The organism is Streptomyces sp. NPDC001401, assembly GCF_042895385.1.
Lineage (GTDB): Bacteria > Actinomycetota > Actinomycetes > Streptomycetales > Streptomycetaceae > Streptomyces.
Window position 1 is genome coordinate 190,654 of record NZ_JBIAWI010000008.1, and the last position, 20,206, is coordinate 210,859.

Below are 20,206 nucleotides of genomic sequence, written 5' to 3' on the forward strand. Positions count from 1 at the left end.
ACACTAACGCTCCTGGTTGTAGGTGCTGTCAGAGCCGAAGCCCTGACCGTTCGTTTCACTGCCTGCGTTGCGTCCGCGCTGGACGCCTCGGCGCAGGTTGCTCAGCCTGCCCCGGACGTCCTCCGGGGCGCGGGAGACCGATGGGCCGCCCTGGGGGGTGGTCTCGGCGGCTCCCTCGACCAGGTTGGCCTTGGGCACCCGCCGCGGCAGGCCGGAGGAGGTGACCCCGCCCGCCTTGGGCTTCCGGAGCGCCGAGGCCTGCTGCCAGCGCTCGTCGTTCGCCGAACGCCAGTCGCCGCCGGGGCCGCTTCCGTTGCCGTTGCTCGCCGGTGCGGGGGCCGGCGCCTCCTGGCTCACGTGCCGCGCGCCGTTCGAACCGCTCGTGCCGTTCGCACCGCCACCGAAGGAACCGCGGCGGGGCAGTCCGGCGTCGGTCAGCGCGTGAGCGGCGGAAGAGGCCGGTCCCGGACGGTCGAAGCCTACGCGGTCACGCTCGCTCACGTCAGCGGCCTGAGCAGATTCCGTTTCCGGAGCGTACTCGGACGAGTACCCGTTCTGGTAGCCGTCCTGCTGCGGCCAATCGTCCTGCTGGCGCCGCTCCTGGAAGGCCGGGAAGGACTCCGGGGCGGAGGCGCGGGTGGCGGCGGGCTCCTCGCGGACCGGCTCCGCATACGAGGGCTCGGGGTAGCCGCCGTTCGACGAGAACGTGTCGTTCTGCGGCAGCCCGCCGTTCGGCGCGTAGTACGGCTCGTCGTACGACGGACGCTGAGCCGGCTCGTCGTACGCGGGGCGCTGCTGCTCCTCGTACGGAGTCTGCTGCGGCTCGTCGTACGCCGGGCGCGGGTCGTAGCCGCCGGGCTGCTGCTCCGGGAAGCCGCCGCGGCCGTTGTCGTAGGACGGCTGGTCGAACGCGTCGGCGTACGGGGTCTCCGGGGACTCCTGGGCCGGCTCGTCGCCGTGCGACTGGGCCTCCAGGGCCGCACGGCGCTCCTCGCGCATCAGCGAGCGGCCGACGGGGTCCAGCTCGCGTATGTCGTCCGGGACGTCGATGTAGCGGCTGTCGTCGAAGCCGAGCTCCGCGGCCGTGCGCATCGGCAGGCCGTTGTTGAAGTCCTCACCCTGGTAGTTCTGCTCCGGGATGATCTGCGAGACCGTGAACTCGTCGCGCGGCTGCTGCTCGCCGCCACCGCCGTGGGTGATCGCGTCGGGCAGCATGACCAGCGAGGTGGTGCCGGCCTGCTCGCCGGAGGGGCGCAGCTGGACGCGGATGCCGTGCCGGTCGGACAGCCGGCCGACCACGAACAGGCCCATGCGCTGGGAGATCGCGGCGTCCACGGTCGGCGGGTTGGCCAGCTTGTGGTTGATGTCCGCGAAGTCCTCGGCGGTCAGGCCGATGCCCTTGTCGTGGATCTCGATCATGATGCGGCCGTCGGGCAGACGGGTCGCGGTGACGCGGACCTTGGTCTGCGGGGAGGAGAACGTCGTCGCGTTCTCCAGCAGCTCGGCCAGCAGGTGCACGAGGTCGGTGACCGCGCGGCCGTGGATCTCGGCCTCCGGGACGCCGGAGAGCTCGATGCGCTCGTACTGCTCCACCTCGGAGGAGGCGGCGCGCAGGACGTCGACCAGCGGGACCGGCTGGTCCCAGCGGCGGCCGGGCTCCTCGCCGGCGAGGACCAGGAGGTTCTCGCCGTTGCGGCGCATACGGGTCGCGAGGTGGTCCAGGCGGAAGAGGTTCTCCAGCTGGTCCGGGTCGGCCTCGTTGTTCTCCAGGTCCGTGATCAGGGTCAGCTGGCCCTCGATCAGCGACTGGTTGCGGCGCGACAGGTTGGTGAAGATCGCGTTGATGTTGCCCCGGAGCAGGGCCTGCTCGGCGGCGAGTCGCACGGCCTCGCGGTGGACCTGGTCGAAGGCGCGGGCGACCTCGCCGATCTCGTCGCGGGTGTTGATCGGGATGGGCTGGACCCGGGTGTCGACACGGCCCGGGTCGGTGCGCGAGAGCTGGTCGACCAGCATCGGCAGACGCTGCTCGGCGATGCCGAAGGCGGCGTTGCGCAGCTGGCGCATCGAGCGGGACATCTGGCGGGCCACGGCACCGGCCAGGATGAACGCCAGGAGCAGGGCGACGACGACGGCGGCACCGGTGATCAAGGCGTCACGCTTGGCGTTGTCGGCGATGTCCGAGGCCTCGTTCACGGCCTTGTCGGCCATGTCCGACTGGATCTGCCGGTAGACGTTGGCCCGGAGGGTGGTGACCCCCCACCAGTTCTCCGCGGTGATGCCCTTCGCGGCGAGCTGGGCGCGGGCGCCGGTGTCGGTGGTCTGCAGTGCCGAGAGGGCCGTGACCATGGCCGTGTCGCCGGACGGCGGCGGTACGTAGGCCTGGTTGTTGGCCGCTGCCTGCGCGGCGGCCTGCTTGGCCTGGGCCACGCCCTCGGTCCTGGCCTTCGCCTCGAGGTCGATGAGCTTCTGCGCGTCCGCCTCGGTGCCGCCGGCCTTGTACTCCTCGATGGCGATGCCCTCGAGGTAGGCGTAGGAGGAGAGGGCCACGCGCTGCTTGGCGAGGTCGTCCTTCTTGGGGCCGGGGCTGATCAGCAGGTGCATGCCGATCGACCGCTCCAGCGACAGGGCGGCCTGGGTGAGCGAGATGGCGTAGACGGTCCGGCCGTAGCTGGTGATGTTGCCCGTGCCCAGGCCCAGCTCGTTGGCGAACTCCATCAGGGGGTGGGCGACCGCGACGTAGCCCTCTTCGGTCTCCACGCCGTGGACCTTCGAGGAGTACGCGGTCGCGCGCAGGGTGGCCAGCTGGGGCTCGGCCTGGCGGAACAGCTTGAGGCGGCGCAGCAGGCCGGCCTTCTGCGGCATGTTCTGCGCCGCCTCGTCGAAGGCGTCGGCTGCGTCGTCCGTGGCCTTGCGGGCCGCGGCGATCGTCGCTTTGTCCTTGGCGGTCGCGCTCTTGCCCTTGAGCAGCGGTGCCGCGGTGATGTCGCGCTCGTTGTTCACCGCGTTGGCATAGGTCAGGGAGGCCCGCACCAGACGTGCGGTGTTCTCCGCGTCCTGTGCCTCCTGCCAGGTGTCGATCGAGCTCTTCACCTGGAAGCCGCCCATCACGAGGCCGACCATCACGGGTATGAGCAGGATCGCGTTCAGCCGGGTCGGCACCCGCCAGTTGCGGGGGGAGAAACGGCCGCCGCTCGGAGCGGGTACGGCCGTCGGCTCCGAACCGGGCACAGGGGCGGGCGCCGCTCCGCGCGGCGGCGGGGTGAAGTTGCCCCGGGCCGACGGCTCGGGACCGTTCTTGCTTCGCCTCACTCGACCAACAACCTTCCGGCGGTCGGCACCAACGATGTGCCGCAGTGTCTCAGAGCCCAGTACGCCCTTGAGTACGCAGTACTACTGAGTACGTCTTTGACTATTGGGCAGTTCACGCATTCCAGCACGACGACCTGCGCTCTTCCAAACAGTGGAAAGCGAGGATTCCGTGTGATGTAAGACCCAGATAAAACGGTCATAAAGAGCGAGCCCCGTCAAAAGACGGGGCCAATGTGAGCGCAGCGAGACCGGTTGACAGCGACGAGTGGCCGTGCCACCCGATTCCTCTCCCGAAACGTTATGAACACCGGGGCCGACCGTGTCAAAGGCCACAGCCGGCTCCGATGCGTCTACGACAACTGCCGTATGACATGGCTGATTTGAGTGTTACCTCAGCCGTGCCATGAGAGCGTGCTCGACCAGTGTGATCAGTGCGCTCTTCGCGTCCGAACGGTGCCGGGCGTCCGTCGTGATGATCGGGGTGTCCGGCCCGATCTGCAGCGCCTCGCGCACCTCCTCGGGAGCGTACGGCTGGTGCCCGTCGAAGCCGTTCAGCGCGACGACGAAGGGCAGGCCGCTGTTCTCGAAGTAGTCGACCGCGGGGAAGCAGTCCGCCAGGCGCCGGGTGTCCACGAGCACCACCGCGCCGATCGCACCGCGCACCAGGTCGTCCCACATGAACCAGAACCGGTCCTGGCCCGGCGTACCGAAGAGGTACAGGATCAGGTCCTGGTCCAGGGTGATACGGCCGAAGTCCATGGCCACCGTGGTGGTGGTCTTGTCCCCGGTGTGCGTGAGGTCGTCGATGCCCGCGCTCGCGGACGTCATCACGGCCTCCGTGCGCAGCGGGTTGATCTCCGAGACGGCGCCGACGAACGTGGTCTTGCCCACGCCGAAGCCGCCCGCCACCACGATCTTCGCGGAGGTGGTGGCACGACTCGGTTCAGAGCTTGCGAAGTCCACTGAGCACCCTTTCGAGCAGGGTCACGTCCGGCGCACCGGTCGTCTCGTCGCCACCAGGCTGGTGGATGGCGACGAGCCCGGCCTCGGCCAGGTCCGCGACAAGGATCCGGGCCACGCCCAGCGGCATGGACAGGAGCGCCGACACCTCCGCGACCGACTTCACCTCACGGCACAGGTGGCAGATGCGCTGGTGCTCCGGGAGCAGCCCCATGAGCGCTGCCGGGTCGGCCGTGGTGCTGATCAGCGCCTCGATGGCGAGCTGATAGCGGGGCCGGGTCCGGCCACCGGTCATCGCGTACGGACGTACCAGTGGCTGGTCGCCCTCATCCTCGTACGGCTCCGCGTACGGATCATGAGAGGCGGTGGGCGGGGTCATGAATCCTCCGGGCGGGACAGCAATCGGTCGGGCTGGCCGTCTGACTGGCCGTGGGGGGATTGTGGCGGCCGGACGGTGATGTGGTGACGGGGGTGGATCCTGGGCGGGTCAGTGGAGCAGACTGCCCTGTAGTTCGGCCCGCAGGTCCGGTGTGAGGACCGCACCTGCCCGGTCGACGAGCAGCGCCATCTCGTAGCCGACCAGGCCGATGTCGCACTCCGGGTGCGCGAGCACGGCCAGGGACGAGCCGTCCGAGACGGACATCAGGAACAGGAAACCCCGCTCCATCTCGACGACCGTCTGCGCCACGTTACCGCCCTCGAAGATCCGGGAGGCCCCGGCCGTCAGCGAGGTGAGCCCGGACGCCACGGCCGCCAGCTGGTCTGCGCGGTCCCGCGGGAAGCCTTCCGACATCGCCAGAAGGAGACCGTCGGCGGATACGACGACGGTGTGGGACACACCGGGGGTGTTGTCCACGAAGTTGGTGATCAACCAGTTGAGGTTCTGTGCCGCCTGGCTCATCTGGCTCAACTAACGCTCCTGCTGGTGAGTGGGGCTCGGGAAACTGCCGGTCTGACCGGTACCGGTACCGGCCTGGCGACCCTGCGCGATGCCCCGACGGAGATTGGTCAGCCGGCCGCGTACGTCGTCAGGCGCACGCGAGACCTGCGGACCGGCTTGGTGCTGTTGCTGCTGAGCCGTGCCCGGAACGAGGTTTGCCCGGGGCACCCGGCGCGGCAGGCCGGAGGTGGTGACGCCGCCCGCCGCCGGCTGCCTGACACGCTCCGCCTGCCGGACGAGATCGTCGTTCGGCGAGGTGCGCCAGGAAGAAGTGGCGGGACGCTGTGAAGCCGCAGAGTGCTGCGGAGCCGCGGGAGCGGCGGGGGCGGCCGGAGCCTGCGGCTGCTGCGGGGCCGGTGCGGAGCCGTTGCTCTGCTGACCGCCCTGCTGGCTGCCGTGGAACCAGTTGGTCTCCAGCGTGTCGTACAGCGGAGTACGGCCGTCACCCGGGCCCGCCGGCGGCAGGGCCTCGGGTTCCTGGCGGACGGGCCGCTGCTGCGGACGCGGCGGGACCTGCGGCCGCGGAGCACCGAAGTCGCCACCCGGCTGCGGACGCTCGAACTGCCCTGTGTCACTGGGGTTCTGGCGGCCCGGGAGGGAGTGCTGCCCGGTGGAGCCGTTGTCGTAGCCCGGCGTGGCGAACTGGCCCGTCGAGCTGGAGTCGTACGCCTGCGGGATCGCGAACTGGCCCGTGTTGGCGGGGTTGTTCGGGTTGTTCGACCCGTCGCGGCCGCCTCGCCCGTTCTGGCCGGACGGAGCGCCGAAGACGTCCGAGCGGACGAACTGGCCCGTGTTCTGCGAACCGTTCGTGCTCGGCTGCTGCGCGCCGAAGTCCTGGGCGGCGAACTGGCCGGTGTGCTGCGGGTTGCCCGGCGCCGGGGCACCGAAGTCGGGGCGCCCGAACTCGGACGTGGAACCGGGACCCTGCCGGTCCTCGGACCGCGGGATCGCCGGCATCTCGGACGTCGAGTCGATGCGCGGCATCCGGGAGGTCTCGTCGTGGCCGCGCGGGGTGTCGAGCGAGGCACGCGGCACCGGCGGCTGCGCGTTCTCGTCGCTCCAGCTCGGCCGGGGCTGCGGGTTGCCGCCCGGCAGCTCGGCCCGCGGACCGCCACGGCCCGGCAGCTGCGGCTGACGGCCACGCCGGCCGCGGCCCTCCTGCTGCTCGGGAGCGCCCGCGGCCGGGGACTGCGGCGGTACGGCGCCACGAGCGCCGCCGAAGCTGTCCTGACCCATGCCCGCGGCCTGCAGGCCCTGCGGCGCACCCGGCACCTGACCGAACCCGGCGCCCGCACCGGCGGGAGCCGGCCGACCCTGCTGCGGGGCTGCCGGAGACTGCGGTCCACGTGCTCCGCCCGGCGCACCCGGACGGCCGTCGCCCGCACCCGGCAGTGCGGCCCGCGGGCCCTGACCGGCACCGAGCAGACCACCACCGGCGGACGCACCGGCACCGAGGGCGCCACCACCGGGCGCGCCGGCACCGGCCTGGCGCCGTGCGGCGGCCACACCTGCGGCGGCCTGCGCGGCGGCCGGACCACCGGAGGCACCGGCGCCCTGACCCGGCTTGGGCTGCGGCTTCTTGCCGCCCTGGGCGACATCGACGGGCAGCATGACCAGCGCGGTCGTACCACCGGAGTCGGACGGGCGCAGCTGGATGCGGATGCCGTGGCGCTGCGACAGACGACCGACCACGAACAGACCCATGCGGCGGGAGACCGACACGTCCACGGTGGGCGGCGAGGCGAGCCGCTCGTTGATCGCCGCGAGGTCCTCGGGGGAGAGGCCGATACCGGTGTCGTGGATCTCGATCAGCACCCGGCCGTCGGGCAGGGCGTGACCGGTGACCTTGACCTTGGTCTGCGGCGAGGAGAAGGAGGTCGCGTTCTCGAGCAGCTCGGCGAGGAGGTGCACGAGGTCGTTGACCACGCGGCCGGCCACTTCGGTGGTGGGCACGGCGGCCAGTTCGATGCGCTCGTACTGCTCCACCTCGGAGGCGGCGGCGCGGAGCACGTCGACCAGCGGGACCGGGCGGGTCCAGCGGCGGCCGGGCTCTTCACCGGCGAGGACGAGGAGGTTCTCACCGTTACGGCGCATACGCGTCGCGAGGTGGTCGAGCTTGAACAGCGAGGACAGCTGGTCCGGGTCGGCCTCACGGGACTCGAGCTCGGAGATCAGCGACAGCTGGCGCTGGATAAGACCCTGGGAGCGGCGCGAGAGGTTGGTGAACATCGCGTTGACGTTGCCCCGCAGAAGGGCCTGCTCGGCGGCGAGGCGGACCGCCTCGCGGTGCACGTCGTCGAAGGCCGCGGCCACCTGGCCGATCTCGTCCCGGGAGTGCACACCGACCGACTCGACGGAGGTGTCGACGTCCTGCGGGTCCGACTCCGACAGCTGCTTGACCAGCTCGGGCAGACGGTCCTGGGCGACCTTGTTGGCGGTCTCCTGCAGACGGCGCAGCGAGCGGATCATGGAGCGGGCGATGACGAAGGCGCCGACGAGGGAGACGCCGAGCACGAGCAGGATCAGCGCACCGGAGATGATCGCCTCGCGCTCGGAGGCGGCGCGCAGCTCGCGGGCCTTCTGCTCCATGTCCTCGAGCAGCGAGTGCTCGATCTTCTTCATCTGCCCGATCTTGGTCGAGCTGTCGTCCACCCAGTCCTGGTACGAGCGCTTCGGCAGGTCGTCCAGGGCGTTCTGGGAGGCGAGGGCGCGGCTGGCGTACTTGTCGCTGGCCGTGATCGTCGAGTTGTTCTCCTCGATGGGCTTGAGGAGAGCGGTGGCCTTGTCGGTGCCGTAGATGCTCCGGAAGCTGCGCAGCTCGGACTTCTGGCTCTCCAGCGACGACTGCGCGTACAGCCGGTCGTTCTCCGACAGGTCGCCGATGGAGGTGCTGTTCGCGGGAAGCGCCGCCGCCAGAACGGCGCGCTGCATCGACGCGTACTCCTTGGCGGAGGAGAAGGACGCCAGAGCGCGGGTGCGCTGGATCATCTCGGGGTTGCTGGTGGCCTCGGCCATGTCCTGGGAGAGGTCCAGCAGGTGCGTGACCAGACGGTGGTAGGCCTCGACGGTCTGGGTCGAGTTGTTCTTGGCCTGGTAGGCGCTGGAGCGGATCTTCGACAGCTGTTCGAGGTCGCCGACCACGCCGACGAGGCTCTCGCGGACGCCCTGGAGCGAGCCGTCCTTGTTGGAGGTGTCGACCTCCTCGGCAGAGTCGATGAAGTTGGCCTTGGCCCGGTCCGTCTTGTCCCGGTAGCCCTTGACCGTGTAGTCGCTCGCCTTCGAGCCGTGCGCCAGCGGACCGGCGGCCAGGTCGCGCTCGTCCTGGAGCGCTTGGGCCAGCTCGGTGGCCTGCTTGGTCATCTCCGTCAGCAGCTTCATGTTGTCGAGCTGCTGGATGTCGTCCATGTTGTCGCTGATGCGCAGCGCGCCCAGCGAGGTGGCGGCCACCACGGGAAGCGCGAGCAGCGACACCAGGCGCGTGGAGATGCGCCAGTTGCGCAGTGCAACGCGCGATCCGGGGCCGCTCGGGCCCTTGGGCGGCTTGACCGCCGGAGCGGTGGAGCCGGGGGGCCCGGGGGGTGCCGACGCGCCGGGGCGCCCGGGGCGCTCTCCGCCGTCGCCGGACGGTGCCGGGCCCGGGTTCTGGGCGTGCTGGGGGGAGGGACTGCCGGCATTGGGGCCAGTCCCGCCGTGCGGCTCCGGCTCCGCCGAAGCACTGCCATCCCTCTTGAAACGTCCCTGCACTAGCGTCGCAACCTCTGGACCAGGCGCCCCTCCGCGTGAACGGAAAGACACGGTGTCGGCGTTTTAGGTGGCGCCCTGAATGCGCCCCCTGTGGTCGTGAAGTGACCGGCGCTGGCTCCCCCTTCTCGCCGCCACGCGGCGCTCGTTGCGCCCCCTGTGCGCCGGCTCGATCCTGCGGCGGTCCGTGGAATTCCAGCACAGTGCCGGATCTCCAACAAGGGCCGAGCACTATGCCGTGACGCACGTGACTGCACGTGAGTGCGGGGTTACCGGACGTAGAAAGTGATCTCGTCCATAACGGACTTATGTGAGCGAGTCGCCCAGGTGGAAGCGGTGTCCCAGTCGCCATGATCAGGAGCGGAATGATGGCTTCAGGGGGGCAATGTCCGTTTCGTGGGGGTGAATTGCAGGCCTGAATTGACCGTTTTGCCTGCGGGGTCGTGAGCAAACTCACATGCTGATCATGGGGTCTTCACGTCTTGGGAAGGGAATTGCATGTTTAGCCTGACGCTTTACAAGACGTAACACTTTGACAACCGCGCCCGCGTAAGAGGCCCTCGGACCCGGCCGGACGCCCGTAGACGACAAGGTCACGTACAACAGTGAAGACGACGATGATGTTCCGCAACATAGCCAACCCGCGGCGCACGACGCTGGCGCACCTCGAGGACGCCGACGAACTGCAGACGCCGCAGCAGCCGGAGCACTCCGTCGACCTCCCCTCCCAGACGGCCAACCCGCGTCGCACCATCCTGATGGAGGTCCCCGCCACGGCCTCCGTCGCGCAGTAGTACGCACAACGGTCGTAGATCACTCACCACGGCCGCGCACGCCCCGAATACGGGAAGCGCAGCCCCCTTGCCGCGTTAGCCTGGAGCGTCAGACTCCAGCCGGCTCAAGTGAGGGGCGCAGCATCCCGTGCGCATCGCCAGGTTCTCCATCGACGGGAACGTCGCCTTCGGCGCGGTCGAGGGCGACAAGCCGGACGAGCTCGTCCTCGACATCATCAAGGGCATCCCGTTCGCGGACTTCGAACTCTCCGGTACGAAGGTCCCGCTGAGCAAGGTGAGGCTGCTGCCGCCGGTGCTCCCCAACAAGGTCGTGGCCTTCGGCCGCAACTACGCGGAGCACGCGCGCGAACTCGGCAACGAGGTGCCCGACGCCCCGTTCGCCTTCTTCAAGCCGTCCACCTCGGTGATCGGCCCCGGCGACGAGATCCAGTACCCGTCCTTCTCCGAGGACCTGCACCACGAGGCCGAACTGGCCGTCGTCATCGGCCGTATGTGCCGCGAGGTCCCGCGCGAGCGCGTGGCGGACGTCATCCTCGGCTACACCTGCGCGAACGACGTCACCGCCCGTGACGTGCAGAAGCGCGAGAAGCAGTGGGCGCGGGCCAAGGGCTTCGACACGTCCTGCCCGCTCGGCCCCTGGGTGGAGACGGACCTCGACCTCAAGACCGCGTCGGATCTCACCATCCAGCTCACCGTCAACGGCGGGCAGCGCCAGCTCGGCCGGACGAGCCAGATGATCCACTCCATCGAGGACCTGATCGTCAACATCTCCGAGGCCATGACGCTGCTCCCCGGCGACGTGATCCTCACGGGCACCCCGGCAGGCGTCGGGCCGCTCACCGTCGGCGACGAGGTCGCCGTCACCATCGAAGGCATCGGCACTCTCACCAACAAGGTTGTCAAGCGTGGCTAGCGCACCCGGCTCCCCCGTACGCGTCCGTTTCTGCCCCTCGCCCACCGGTAACCCCCATGTGGGCCTGGTCCGCACCGCCCTGTTCAACTGGGCGTTCGCCCGGCACCACCAGGGCACGCTCGTCTTCCGCATCGAGGACACCGACGCGGCGCGCGACTCGGAGGAGTCGTACAACCAGCTGCTCGACTCCATGCGCTGGCTGGGCTTCGACTGGGACGAGGGCCCCGAGGTCGGCGGCCCGCACGCGCCGTACCGCCAGTCGCAGCGCATGGACCTCTACAAGGACGTCGCCGGGAAGCTGCTGGACGCCGGTCACGCGTACCACTGCTACTGCTCGCAGGAGGAGCTGGACACCCGCCGCGAGGCCGCCCGCGCCGCCGGCAAGCCGTCCGGCTACGACGGCCACTGCCGCGACCTCACCGACGAGCAGGTCGCGGAGTACAAGGCCCAGGGCCGCACCCCGATCGTCCGCTTCCGCATGCCCGACGAGACGATCACCTTCACGGACCTGGTCCGCGGCGAGCTCACCTTCACACCGGAGAACGTCCCGGACTACGGCATCGTGCGCGCGAACGGCGCCCCGCTGTACACGCTCGTCAACCCGGTCGACGACGCCCTGATGGAGATCACCCACGTCCTGCGCGGCGAGGACCTGCTCTCCTCCACCCCCCGCCAGGTCGCCCTCTACAAGGCGCTGATCGAGCTCGGCATCGCCAAGCAGATCCCGCAGTTCGGCCACCTGCCGTACGTGATGGGCGAGGGCAACAAGAAGCTCTCGAAGCGCGACCCGCAGTCGTCGCTGAACCTCTACCGCGAGCGTGGCTTCCTCCCGGAGGGCCTGCTCAACTACCTGTCGCTGCTGGGCTGGTCGCTCTCCGCGGACCAGGACATCTTCACCATCGAGGAGATGGTGGCGGCCTTCGACATCGCGGACGTGAACCCCAACCCGGCCCGCTTCGACCTCAAGAAGTGCGAGGCGATCAACGGCGACCACATCCGCCTGCTGGATGTGAAGGACTTCACCGAGCGCTGCGCCCCGTGGCTCAGGGCCCCGTTCGCCCCCTGGGCGCCGGAGGACTTCGACGAGGCCAAGTGGCAGGCGGTCGCCCCGCACGCCCAGACCCGCCTGAAGGTTCTCTCGGAGATCACGGACAACGTCGACTTCCTGTTCCTGCCGGAGCCGGCCGAGGACGAGGCGAGCTGGCAGAAGGCGATGAAGGAGGGCTCGGACGCCCTGCTCCGTACGGCCCGCGAGAAGCTGGAGTCGGCCGACTGGACCTCCGCCGAGTCCCTGAAGGAGGCCGTCCTGGCCGCCGGCGAGGCCCACGGCCTCAAGCTCGGCAAGGCCCAGGCCCCGGTCCGTGTCGCCGTCACCGGCCGCACGGTCGGCCTGCCCCTCTTCGAGTCCCTGGAGATCCTGGGCAAGGACAAGACGCTGGCACGCATCGACGCGGCGCTGGCGAAGCTCACCGCAGGGTGACGCCGACACGGTGAACTGGCAGGAGGGCGGCTTCCGTTCGGGAAGCCGCCCTCCTGGCGTACACGGACTCGTCACCCGGAGTTCTCCCTTCCGTGCGACTCCCGCTCCCCGGACGGTCGTTGCATGGTCGCCGTACAGGTGAGGCACAAGCTCATCCTGATCGTCCTGTGACTTGGGGGAGGGGACGTGACCCGTTCACGAAGACTTGCCGAGGCGGCGCTCACCGGGGTGGTGGCCCTGTCCTGCGCGGTGTTCACCACGCAGGCGCAGGCCGCGCCGAGCGCCGACGCACCCGTGGCGACCGTGCAGCTGAGCTCGACCGTGCCGACCGAGGTGCGGTACGTGTGGTCCGGGGCGTCCGGGTTCCAGTACTGGCTGCCCGAGAGCGGTTCCGGCACGGCGACGTCCGTCGACTACCCGGACTTCACCCCGCCGCAGCATGCCGGGCCCGACGACCTGGCCTCCGGCAACGATGTCAGCAACACCCGCAGCGGAGGCACGGTCACGCAGAAGCACCGCTCCACCGGTGCCACCGCGAACGTGCGGATCCCCGACGGCCAGACCTACGAGGCCGCCTCGGGCTGGAGCGTGCTGACCCAGGACGGCACGGGCGCCCCGCACGTCCTGCGCGCCGCCGCCGACGGCACCACCACGGACCTGCCGGTGACCGGACTGCCGGCCGGAGCCACGCCCACCGGCTACCTCGCCGGCGGTTCGGTACGCCGCGCCGCCGTGCTCTACACCCTGGACGGCGCCACCGGCGTGGGCCTGATCGACCTCGCGGACGGCTCCTTCCGTACGTACCTGACGAACGCGGGGAACGCACCGAAGATCGTCTTCAACGACCGCTGGCTGGCCTCCGCCACCCAGGCGATCCGGGTGGACTCCGCCCCCGGCACGGCACCGACGGCCATCACGGCCCCGCACAACGGCACGCCGAAGGCCGTCGTCGGCGACCAGTTGCTCACCGGCTACGGCACCGAGGACGACCCGTACTTCGTCGACCCCGCCCTGTGGTCCGTCTCGCTCACCGACAACACCACGCACACGCTGCTCGCCGACGCCAAGAGCTACTTCACGGTCACCCCCGACGGCGGCCTCCTCGCCACGGCGGGCCCGTCCGCCGTCGACTGGCACGTCTACCGGGTCACCCCCACCGCCGACGGCGCGGCCACCACCACCAAGGTGCAGGACATCCCGGCCTGGCAGGCCAAGGCGGACGGCCTCGCGCTCGCCGGCGGCGAACTGCTGCTGTACGGCAACACCACGCACACCGGCGGCATCTACGGCTTCTACACCATCCCACTGGACACGACGGGCCGCCCGACCGGCCTCCAGACCCGACGCGGCCCCACGCTGGCCCCCGCGTCCCCGTGCCTGACCGGCGACACCGCCTGCCCGCAGCTGGAGGCCCTCGGCGACGGCCGGGTCGCCTATCTGTGGACCGACTCCGCCGGCAAGGAGTCCGTGAACGTCGTCGGCGAGGACCCGACCACCATCCGCAACGCCCCCACCGGCGACTCCGGCGGCCGCATAGCCGGCGGCTCCGGCCGCTACGTGCTCTACAACGGCGGCAGCGCCGGAGTGCAGAAGGTCACCGACTTCCCCAAGGCCGCCGCCGGGACGACCGCCCTGAACCGCACCCGCACCGCCGCCACCGTCTGGGGCCAGCGCCTGTGGACCCCGGGCAGCACCCAGGGCACCGTCGTCGCCTACGACCTCAAGACGAAGAAGAACGTCGCCACGGTCAGCACCGGCGCCCCCTGCACCCCCAGCGAGCTCCAGGCCGTCAACGCCTGGCTCTACTGGTCCTGCGGCTCGTCCGGCCCCGCCGGCGTCTACGACCGCGCAGCCGGACGCGCGATCACGGTGCCCTCCGGCCAGGCCCGCCTCGCCGACGGCTACCTGGTCCGCGAGGACCGCACCACCCACGAACTCCTGCTCACCGACTTCCACACCGGTACGGCGACCACACGCACCGTGGCCGTGCTGCCCACCGCCGACCAGAACACCGGCGGCAGCAACGGACGGTGGGCCGTGGACCGCTTCGGCGGCAACGTCGCGTACCTCACGGACAAGGGCAAGGTGGCGCTCGTCACCGCCGACGTCCCGACCTCGTCCCTGGCTCAGACGGAGGCGCAGACGGATCCCGTGGCGAGCGGCCCGATCACCTCCAACCCCTGGAAACCGGTCTGGCAGCTCAGCAAGCCGTCGACCTGGACCCTGACCCTGGCCACCGGTACCGGCACGGTCGTCCGCACCCTCACCGGCACCTCCACAGCTGCCGCCGTCCGCCCCTCCTGGGACGGCTACCGGCAGGACGGCACCCGGGTCACCGGCACCTACACCTGGACCCTCACCGCCGAACCCCGAGACGGCCAGGGCCCGGACCTGACCCTGACCGGCACGACCACGGTCAACTGAGAGACGCGTCACGGGCTCCCGCGTTACCGTCGGATCATGAGCATCCGCGCCGTGGTCTGGGACGTCGACGACACCCTCTTCGACTACACGACCGCGGACCGCGTGGGCATGCGCGGCCATCTCGCCGCCGAGGGCCTGCTCGACGGGTACGCCACCGTCGAACAGGCCCTGGCGCGCTGGCGGAACATCACCGACCAGCAGTGGGCGAGGTTCTCTGCGGGCGAGGTGTCCTTCGAGGACCAGCGCCGCGAACGCATACGGGTGTTCCTGGGCGAGCGGCTGACCGACAACGAGGCCGACGCCTGGTTCCAGCGGTACATGACGCACTACGAGACGGCGTGGGCCCTCTTCCCGGACGTCCTGCCGGCCCTGGACGCCCTCGCCGCCAGCCACCGACACGCGGTGCTGTCCAATTCCAGCCTCACCGTCCAGGACCGCAAGCTGCGCAGACTCGGCGTGCACGACCGCTTCGAGGTCATCCTCTGCGCCGCCGAACTCGGCGTCTCCAAGCCCGAGGCCGGCGCCTTCCTGGCCGCCTGCGAGGCCCTGGAACTCGCCCCGCACCAGGTCGCGTACGTCGGTGACCACCCGGAGATCGACGGGCGCGGTGCAGCCGACGCCGGACTGCTGTCGGTCTGGATCGACCGTGACGGCACGCAGACCAGCGGCGACGCCCCCGAAGGCCGCCACCGGATCGCCTCCCTCGCCGAACTCCCCGCGATCCTTGGCTCGGATACCCGTTTTGGAGCCCCGTCCACCTTCAGGTAATGTTCTTCCTGCGCCGCCGGGGAGCGGGCCGAAAGGCCGGGAACCGGAGGAGCAAACTAGAACAAAATCCCCGAAGGGGCTTGCGTTCCAGTGGCCTATGGTGTAATTGGCAGCACGACTGATTCTGGTTCAGTTAGTCTTGGTTCGAGTCCAGGTAGGCCAGCTCGCAGAGCTCATCTGCATCCGCCCCCGTTGTGTAGCGGCCTAGCACGCTGCCCTCTCAAGGCAGTAGCGCCGGTTCGAATCCGGTCGGGGGTACTGATCTCGATCAACTCGGGATCGCTAGGGCCCCCGTTGTGTAGCGGCCTAGCACGCCGCCCTCTCAAGGCGGTAGCGCCGGTTCGAATCCGGTCGGGGGTACGAACTGGTCTAAACCACATTGGTCTATGGTGTAATTGGCAGCACGACTGATTCTGGTTCAGTTAGTCTTGGTTCGAGTCCAGGTAGACCAGCTCGGATCTGCGGAAACGTAAGATCCTCGCCCCCGTTGTGTAGCGGCCTAGCACGCCGCCCTCTCAAGGCGGTAGCGCCGGTTCGAATCCGGTCGGGGGTACAACACAAAGGCCCTTCGCTTCGGCGGAGGGCCTTCGTCGTGCCCGGCGCCGGTTACTCGAAGCCGTACCGCCGCGTTGTCTCCTCCTCCTGGGCCAGCCGGTGCAGCGACTGCAGGATCGGCTCGTTGATGATCGCCCCCAGGATCGCGAACTCGATCCGCTCCTCCTCCGAGGGGTGCGCCTCCATGTTGTCCAGATCAAGGACGGCCGTACGGTGCATCAACTCGGCGTACGGAGCCATCAGTTCGGCCCCCCAGCCGTAGCCGAGCCGGCGGAACGCGGCCACCGCCACCACCAGCGAGCGGTACGCGGGGGAGATGGTCGAGAGCCGCTTGGCGTTCTCCCAGCCGAGCCGGTCCAGGAGCGCGTCGACCTCTTCACGTGCGGCCTGGACGTACTCGTCGTCCTCGTCCGGCTCCGGCACCTGCGGCAGCGCCCACAGTGCCGCGCCCAGCCGGATCGAGCGACCCAGGGAGTCGTCGTCCACGTGCCCGAGCACCTCGCGGACCGTTGCCACCGGCACCCGGCCCACCTGGATCATCGCCCGCACCAGCCGCAGCCGGCGCAGGTGCTCCTCGTCGTACTCGGCGGTCGTGGCGTTGATCTGGCGGCCCGGCGGCAACAGCCCTTCGCGCAGGTAGTACTTGATCGTCGCGGTGGACACCCCACTGCGCTCGCTGAGCTCGGCCAGTCGCATCTCTTGCGTCCCTTCTTGGGAAGTGCCACTATCCAAGCACCACTCAGAAGGATAGTGCCGCTATCCGACAGGAGAGCAGGGGGCTGCCGTGTTCGCTAAGCCGGTGTCGGGTCGCACGACCGCGAATGCCGAGGGGGACGTGGTGGTCCTGCTCATCGGGATGCGGGTCAATCACTTCTGGGCGGTGCACCAGTGGCTGCCGGTCATGCTGTCGATGTTCCGCATGCTTGGGGAGCTTGCGCGGGACCGTGACCGGGGGCTGCTGGGGCACGTGATGCTGACGGCCTCGCCGCGGACGTACTACGTCGTCCAGTACTGGGAGTCGAAGGAGAAGCTGTACGCCTACGCGCACTCGCCGGAGATGTTCCACCACAAGGCGTGGGCGATCTTCAACCGCAAGGAGAGGGCGGGGAAGGCCCGGCAGCACGTGGGGCTGTGGCACGAGACGTACGTGGTGCCCGAGGGGTCGTACGAGTCGATCTACTTCGACATGCCCGCCTTCGGTCTCGCGGGAGCGCACGGCCAGGTGCCGCTGGAGCAGCGGGGGCGGTACGCCAAGGACCGGTTCGCACACCGGTCGGCGGCCAAATCCGGGTGACCAGGGGGGGCGGGGGATCGGGGGAGGGCCTGCCGCGGCGTTGAGGCGGGCCCTCTCCGGTCGTGTCCCGGAGGCTTCCCCGAGGTCAGCCCGTGCGGCGCAGCGCCTCGGAGAGGCGGGCGGCGGCGTCGATGACCGCCTGGGCGTGCATACGGCCCGGGTGGCGCGTCAGGCGCTCGATGGGGCCGGAGACGGACACGGCGGCCACCACGCGGTTGGACGGGCCGCGTACGGGCGCTGAGACGGACGCGACGCCCGGCTCCCGCTCGCCGATGGACTGGGCCCAGCCGCGGCGCCGTACGCCCGAGAGCGCGGTGGCCGTGAAGCGGGCGCCCTGGAGGCCGCGGTGCAGGCGCTCCGGCTCTTCCCAGGCCATCAGGATCTGTGCCGAGGAGCCGGCCTTCATGGTGAGCGTCGAGCCGACCGGGACCGTGTCCCTGAGGCCGGACAGGCGCTCCGCCGCGGCGACGCAGATGCGCATGTCGCCCTGGCGGCGGTAGAGCTGGGCGCTCTCGCCGGTGATGTCACGGAGGTGGGTGAGCACCGGGCCCGCCGTCGCGAGGAGGCGGTCCTCACCCGCGGCCGCGGCCAGTTCTGCCAGACGCGGGCCGAGAATGAAACGGCCCTGCATGTCCCGTGCCACCATGCGGTGGTGTTCCAGAGCCACGGCCAGTCGGTGGGCCGTGGGTCGTGCCAGCCCGGTCGCCGCGACCAGACCCGCGAGGGTGGCCGGACCGGACTCCAGGGCGCTCAGGACAAGGGCTGCCTTGTCCAGAACGCCGACGCCGCTACTGTTGTCCATGAAACGATACTCACGTCTCACTCTGTGAAACGCAAGTTCCTTTTTTCGTGAGACGCGCAACCCTTGTATGCACAGCGGCCCGAAGACCAACGGGCCTGGCGGCGGGTGCCCGGGACCAGGGGCCGTGGGCGTCGCCTCCACAAGATCTCTAGTTGGGCCGGCGCACCTTTGCCGGCCGGAGGGAAAGCGATGGGTAGGACACTCGCGGAGAAGGTCTGGGACGACCACGTCGTCCGGCGCGCCGAGGGCGAGCCCGACCTTCTCTTCATCGATCTCCACCTCCTGCACGAGGTGACCAGCCCGCAGGCCTTCGACGGTCTGCGCAAGACCGGTCGCCCGGTGCGCCGTCTCGACCTCACCATCGCGACCGAGGACCACAACACCCCGACCCTCGACATCGACAAGCCCATCGCGGACCCGGTCTCCCGCGTCCAGTTGGAGACGCTGCGGAAGAACGCGGCGGAGTTCGGTGTACGCCTGCACTCGCTGGGCGACGTCGAGCAGGGTGTCGTCCACGTCGTCGGTCCGCAGCTGGGTCTGACCCAGCCCGGTACGACGGTCGTCTGCGGTGACTCGCACACCTCCACGCACGGTGCCTTCGGCGCGCTGGCGTTCGGCATCGGCACCTCCCAGGTCGAGCACGTGCTCGCGACCCAGACGCTGCCGCTGGCCCGCCCGAAGACCATGGCGATCACGGTCGACGGCGAGCTGCCCGAGGGCGTCACCGCCAAGGACCTGATCCTGGCGATCATCGCCAAGATCGGTACGGGCGGCGGCCAGGGCTACATCCTGGAGTACCGCGGCTCCGCCATCGAGAAGCTCTCGATGGAGGCCCGGATGACCATCTGCAACATGTCGATCGAGGCCGGCGCCCGCGCGGGCATGATCGCCCCGGACGAGACGACCTTCGAGTACATCAAGGGCCGCGCCCACGCCCCCGAGGGCGAGGACTGGGACGCCGCGGTCGCGTACTGGAAGACGCTGAAGACGGACGAGGACGCCGAGTTCGACGCCGAGGTCGTCATCGACGCCGCGTCGCTGTCGCCGTTCGTCACCTGGGGCACCAACCCCGGCCAGGGCGCGCCGCTTTCGGCGGACGTCCCCGATCCTGCTTCGTACGAAGACGCCTCGGAGCGCCTCGCCGCCGAAAAGGCCCTGGAATACATGGGGTTGGAGGCCGGGCAGCCGCTGAGCTCCATCAAGGTGGACACCGTCTTCGTAGGCTCGTGCACCAACGGCCGGATCGAGGATCTGCGCGCCGCGGCCGCGATCGTCGAGGGCCGCAAAGTCGCCGACGGCGTACGGATGCTGGTCGTCCCGGGCTCCGCGCGGGTGGGTCTGCAGGCCGTCTCCGAGGGCCTGGACGTCGTCTTCAAGGAGGCCGGCGCCGAATGGCGGCACGCGGGCTGCTCGATGTGTCTGGGCATGAACCCGGACCAGCTGGCCCCGGGTGAGCGCTCCGCGTCCACCTCCAACCGCAACTTCGAGGGCCGGCAGGGCAAGGGCGGTCGTACGCACCTGGTGTCGCCGCAGGTCGCCGCCGCGACGGCGGTCCTGGGCCACCTGGCCTCCCCGGCCGACCTGTCCGACGCCGAGACCCGTACGCCCGCTGGAGTCTGAGAGTCATGGAAGCATTCACCACGCACACCGGCCGGGCCGTCCCGCTGCGCCGCTCCAACGTCGACACCGACCAGATCATCCCTGCTCACTGGCTCAAGAAGGTCACGCGGGACGGTTTCGAGGACGGGCTGTTCGAGGCCTGGCGCAAGGACGAGAACTTCATCCTCAACCGCCCCGAGCGGCAGGGCGCCACGGTCCTGGTCGCCGGCCCCGACTTCGGCACCGGCTCCTCCCGTGAGCACGCGGTGTGGGCACTGCAGAACTACGGCTTCAAAGCCGTGATCTCGTCCCGCTTCGCCGACATCTTCCGCGGCAACTCGCTGAAGAACGGCCTGCTCACGGTCGTTCTGGAGCAGAAGATCGTGGACGCGCTGCAGGAGCTCTCCGAGAAGGACCCGCAGGCCGAGATCACCGTCGATCTTGAGGCCCGCGAGGTGCGCGCCGAGGGCATCACCGCCTCCTTCGAGCTGGACGAGAACTCCCGCTGGCGGCTGCTGAACGGGCTGGACGACATCTCCATCACCCTCCAGAACGAGGCCGACATCGCCGCGTACGAGGCCAAGCGCCCGTCGTACAAGCCGCGGACGCTCAAGGTCTGACCCGGAG

15 protein-coding genes and 5 tRNA genes are annotated in these 20,206 nt (G+C 69.9%); 13 read left to right on the plus strand and 7 right to left on the minus strand.

Annotation, left to right across the window (positions count from 1 at the left end; genetic code table 11):
* Positions 1-3 precede the first annotated feature (3 nt).
* The 5 genes from ACFY10_RS26415 to ACFY10_RS26435 form a co-directional block, all read right to left on the minus strand.
* The gene (locus ACFY10_RS26415) at positions 4-3,309 is read right to left on the minus strand and encodes a nitrate- and nitrite sensing domain-containing protein (protein ID WP_390667688.1); all 3,306 of its coding nucleotides are present in this window, start codon (positions 3,307-3,309) and stop codon (positions 4-6) included.
* Positions 3,310-3,696: 387 nt separating this feature from the next.
* The gene (locus ACFY10_RS26420; protein ID WP_390667689.1) at positions 3,697-4,272 is read right to left on the minus strand and encodes an ATP/GTP-binding protein; all 576 of its coding nucleotides are present in this window, start codon (positions 4,270-4,272) and stop codon (positions 3,697-3,699) included.
* Positions 4,253-4,648 (minus strand): DUF742 domain-containing protein, encoded by a 396-nt coding sequence (locus ACFY10_RS26425; RefSeq protein ID WP_030943001.1) that lies wholly within the window; start codon positions 4,646-4,648, stop codon positions 4,253-4,255. The genes ACFY10_RS26420 and ACFY10_RS26425 overlap by 20 nt, the downstream gene beginning before the upstream one ends.
* A 108-nt stretch (positions 4,649-4,756) precedes the next feature.
* Positions 4,757-5,170: a roadblock/LC7 domain-containing protein gene (locus ACFY10_RS26430; RefSeq protein ID WP_003973453.1), complete on the minus strand. Its 414-nt coding sequence runs from the start codon at positions 5,168-5,170 to the stop codon at positions 4,757-4,759.
* A 9-nt stretch (positions 5,171-5,179) separates the two neighbouring features.
* The gene (locus ACFY10_RS26435; RefSeq protein ID WP_390667690.1) at positions 5,180-8,953 is read right to left on the minus strand and encodes a nitrate- and nitrite sensing domain-containing protein; all 3,774 of its coding nucleotides are present in this window, start codon (positions 8,951-8,953) and stop codon (positions 5,180-5,182) included.
* 602 nt (positions 8,954-9,555) lie between these two features.
* On the opposite strand from ACFY10_RS26435, the gene ACFY10_RS26440 reads away from it, so the two are divergent.
* From ACFY10_RS26440 to ACFY10_RS26485, 10 genes are all read left to right on the plus strand, one after another.
* Complete coding sequence (locus ACFY10_RS26440) at positions 9,556-9,744, plus strand: hypothetical protein (RefSeq protein ID WP_390667691.1); 189 nt, start codon at positions 9,556-9,558, stop codon at positions 9,742-9,744.
* Between the two features lie 127 nt (positions 9,745-9,871).
* Positions 9,872-10,657 (plus strand): fumarylacetoacetate hydrolase family protein, encoded by a 786-nt coding sequence (locus ACFY10_RS26445; protein WP_390667692.1) that lies wholly within the window; start codon positions 9,872-9,874, stop codon positions 10,655-10,657.
* A complete protein-coding gene (gltX, locus tag ACFY10_RS26450) occupies positions 10,650-12,137 on the plus strand; it encodes a glutamate--tRNA ligase (RefSeq protein ID WP_390667693.1) in 1,488 nt (495 codons plus the stop codon). Before ACFY10_RS26445 ends, gltX begins: the two co-directional genes overlap by 8 nt.
* A 186-nt stretch (positions 12,138-12,323) precedes the next feature.
* The gene (locus tag ACFY10_RS26455) at positions 12,324-14,561 is read left to right on the plus strand and encodes a hypothetical protein (RefSeq protein WP_390667694.1); all 2,238 of its coding nucleotides are present in this window, start codon (positions 12,324-12,326) and stop codon (positions 14,559-14,561) included.
* A 36-nt stretch (positions 14,562-14,597) separates the two neighbouring features.
* Entirely contained in the window at positions 14,598-15,329 is a 732-nt protein-coding gene (locus tag ACFY10_RS26460) for an HAD family hydrolase (RefSeq protein ID WP_390667695.1), read from the plus strand.
* A gap of 91 nt (positions 15,330-15,420) precedes the next feature.
* Positions 15,421-15,492, plus strand: a tRNA-Gln gene (locus tag ACFY10_RS26465).
* Positions 15,493-15,514: 22 nt separating this feature from the next.
* Positions 15,515-15,587, plus strand: a tRNA-Glu gene (locus tag ACFY10_RS26470).
* A gap of 29 nt (positions 15,588-15,616) precedes the next feature.
* Positions 15,617-15,689, plus strand: a tRNA-Glu gene (locus ACFY10_RS26475).
* A gap of 20 nt (positions 15,690-15,709) precedes the next feature.
* Positions 15,710-15,781 (plus strand) — tRNA-Gln (locus tag ACFY10_RS26480).
* Between the two features lie 28 nt (positions 15,782-15,809).
* Positions 15,810-15,882, plus strand: a tRNA-Glu gene (locus ACFY10_RS26485).
* 53 nt (positions 15,883-15,935) lie between these two features.
* On the opposite strand, the gene ACFY10_RS26490 is transcribed toward ACFY10_RS26485, so the two are convergent.
* Positions 15,936-16,580: a MerR family transcriptional regulator gene (locus ACFY10_RS26490; RefSeq protein WP_390667696.1), complete on the minus strand. Its 645-nt coding sequence runs from the start codon at positions 16,578-16,580 to the stop codon at positions 15,936-15,938.
* An 88-nt stretch (positions 16,581-16,668) separates the two neighbouring features.
* On the opposite strand from ACFY10_RS26490, the gene ACFY10_RS26495 reads away from it, so the two are divergent.
* Positions 16,669-17,178: a DUF4188 domain-containing protein gene (locus tag ACFY10_RS26495; RefSeq protein ID WP_390667697.1), complete on the plus strand. Its 510-nt coding sequence runs from the start codon at positions 16,669-16,671 to the stop codon at positions 17,176-17,178.
* Positions 17,179-17,263: 85 nt separating this feature from the next.
* Here the strand turns inward: ACFY10_RS26495 and ndgR are convergent, their stop codons facing one another.
* Positions 17,264-17,980 carry an IclR family transcriptional regulator NdgR gene (gene ndgR, locus ACFY10_RS26500; protein ID WP_007384919.1) on the minus strand — a complete coding sequence of 239 codons (717 nt, stop codon included), beginning with the start codon at positions 17,978-17,980 and terminating at the stop codon, positions 17,264-17,266.
* Between the two features lie 189 nt (positions 17,981-18,169).
* Between ndgR and leuC the strand changes: the two genes are divergently transcribed.
* On the plus strand, positions 18,170-19,600 hold the full coding sequence (gene leuC / locus ACFY10_RS26505; protein ID WP_390667698.1) for a 3-isopropylmalate dehydratase large subunit: 1,431 nt from the start codon (positions 18,170-18,172) through the stop codon (positions 19,598-19,600).
* Between the two features lie 5 nt (positions 19,601-19,605).
* Positions 19,606-20,199 carry a 3-isopropylmalate dehydratase small subunit gene (leuD, locus tag ACFY10_RS26510; protein ID WP_390667699.1) on the plus strand — a complete coding sequence of 198 codons (594 nt, stop codon included), beginning with the start codon at positions 19,606-19,608 and terminating at the stop codon, positions 20,197-20,199.
* Positions 20,200-20,206: the final 7 nt, after the last annotated feature.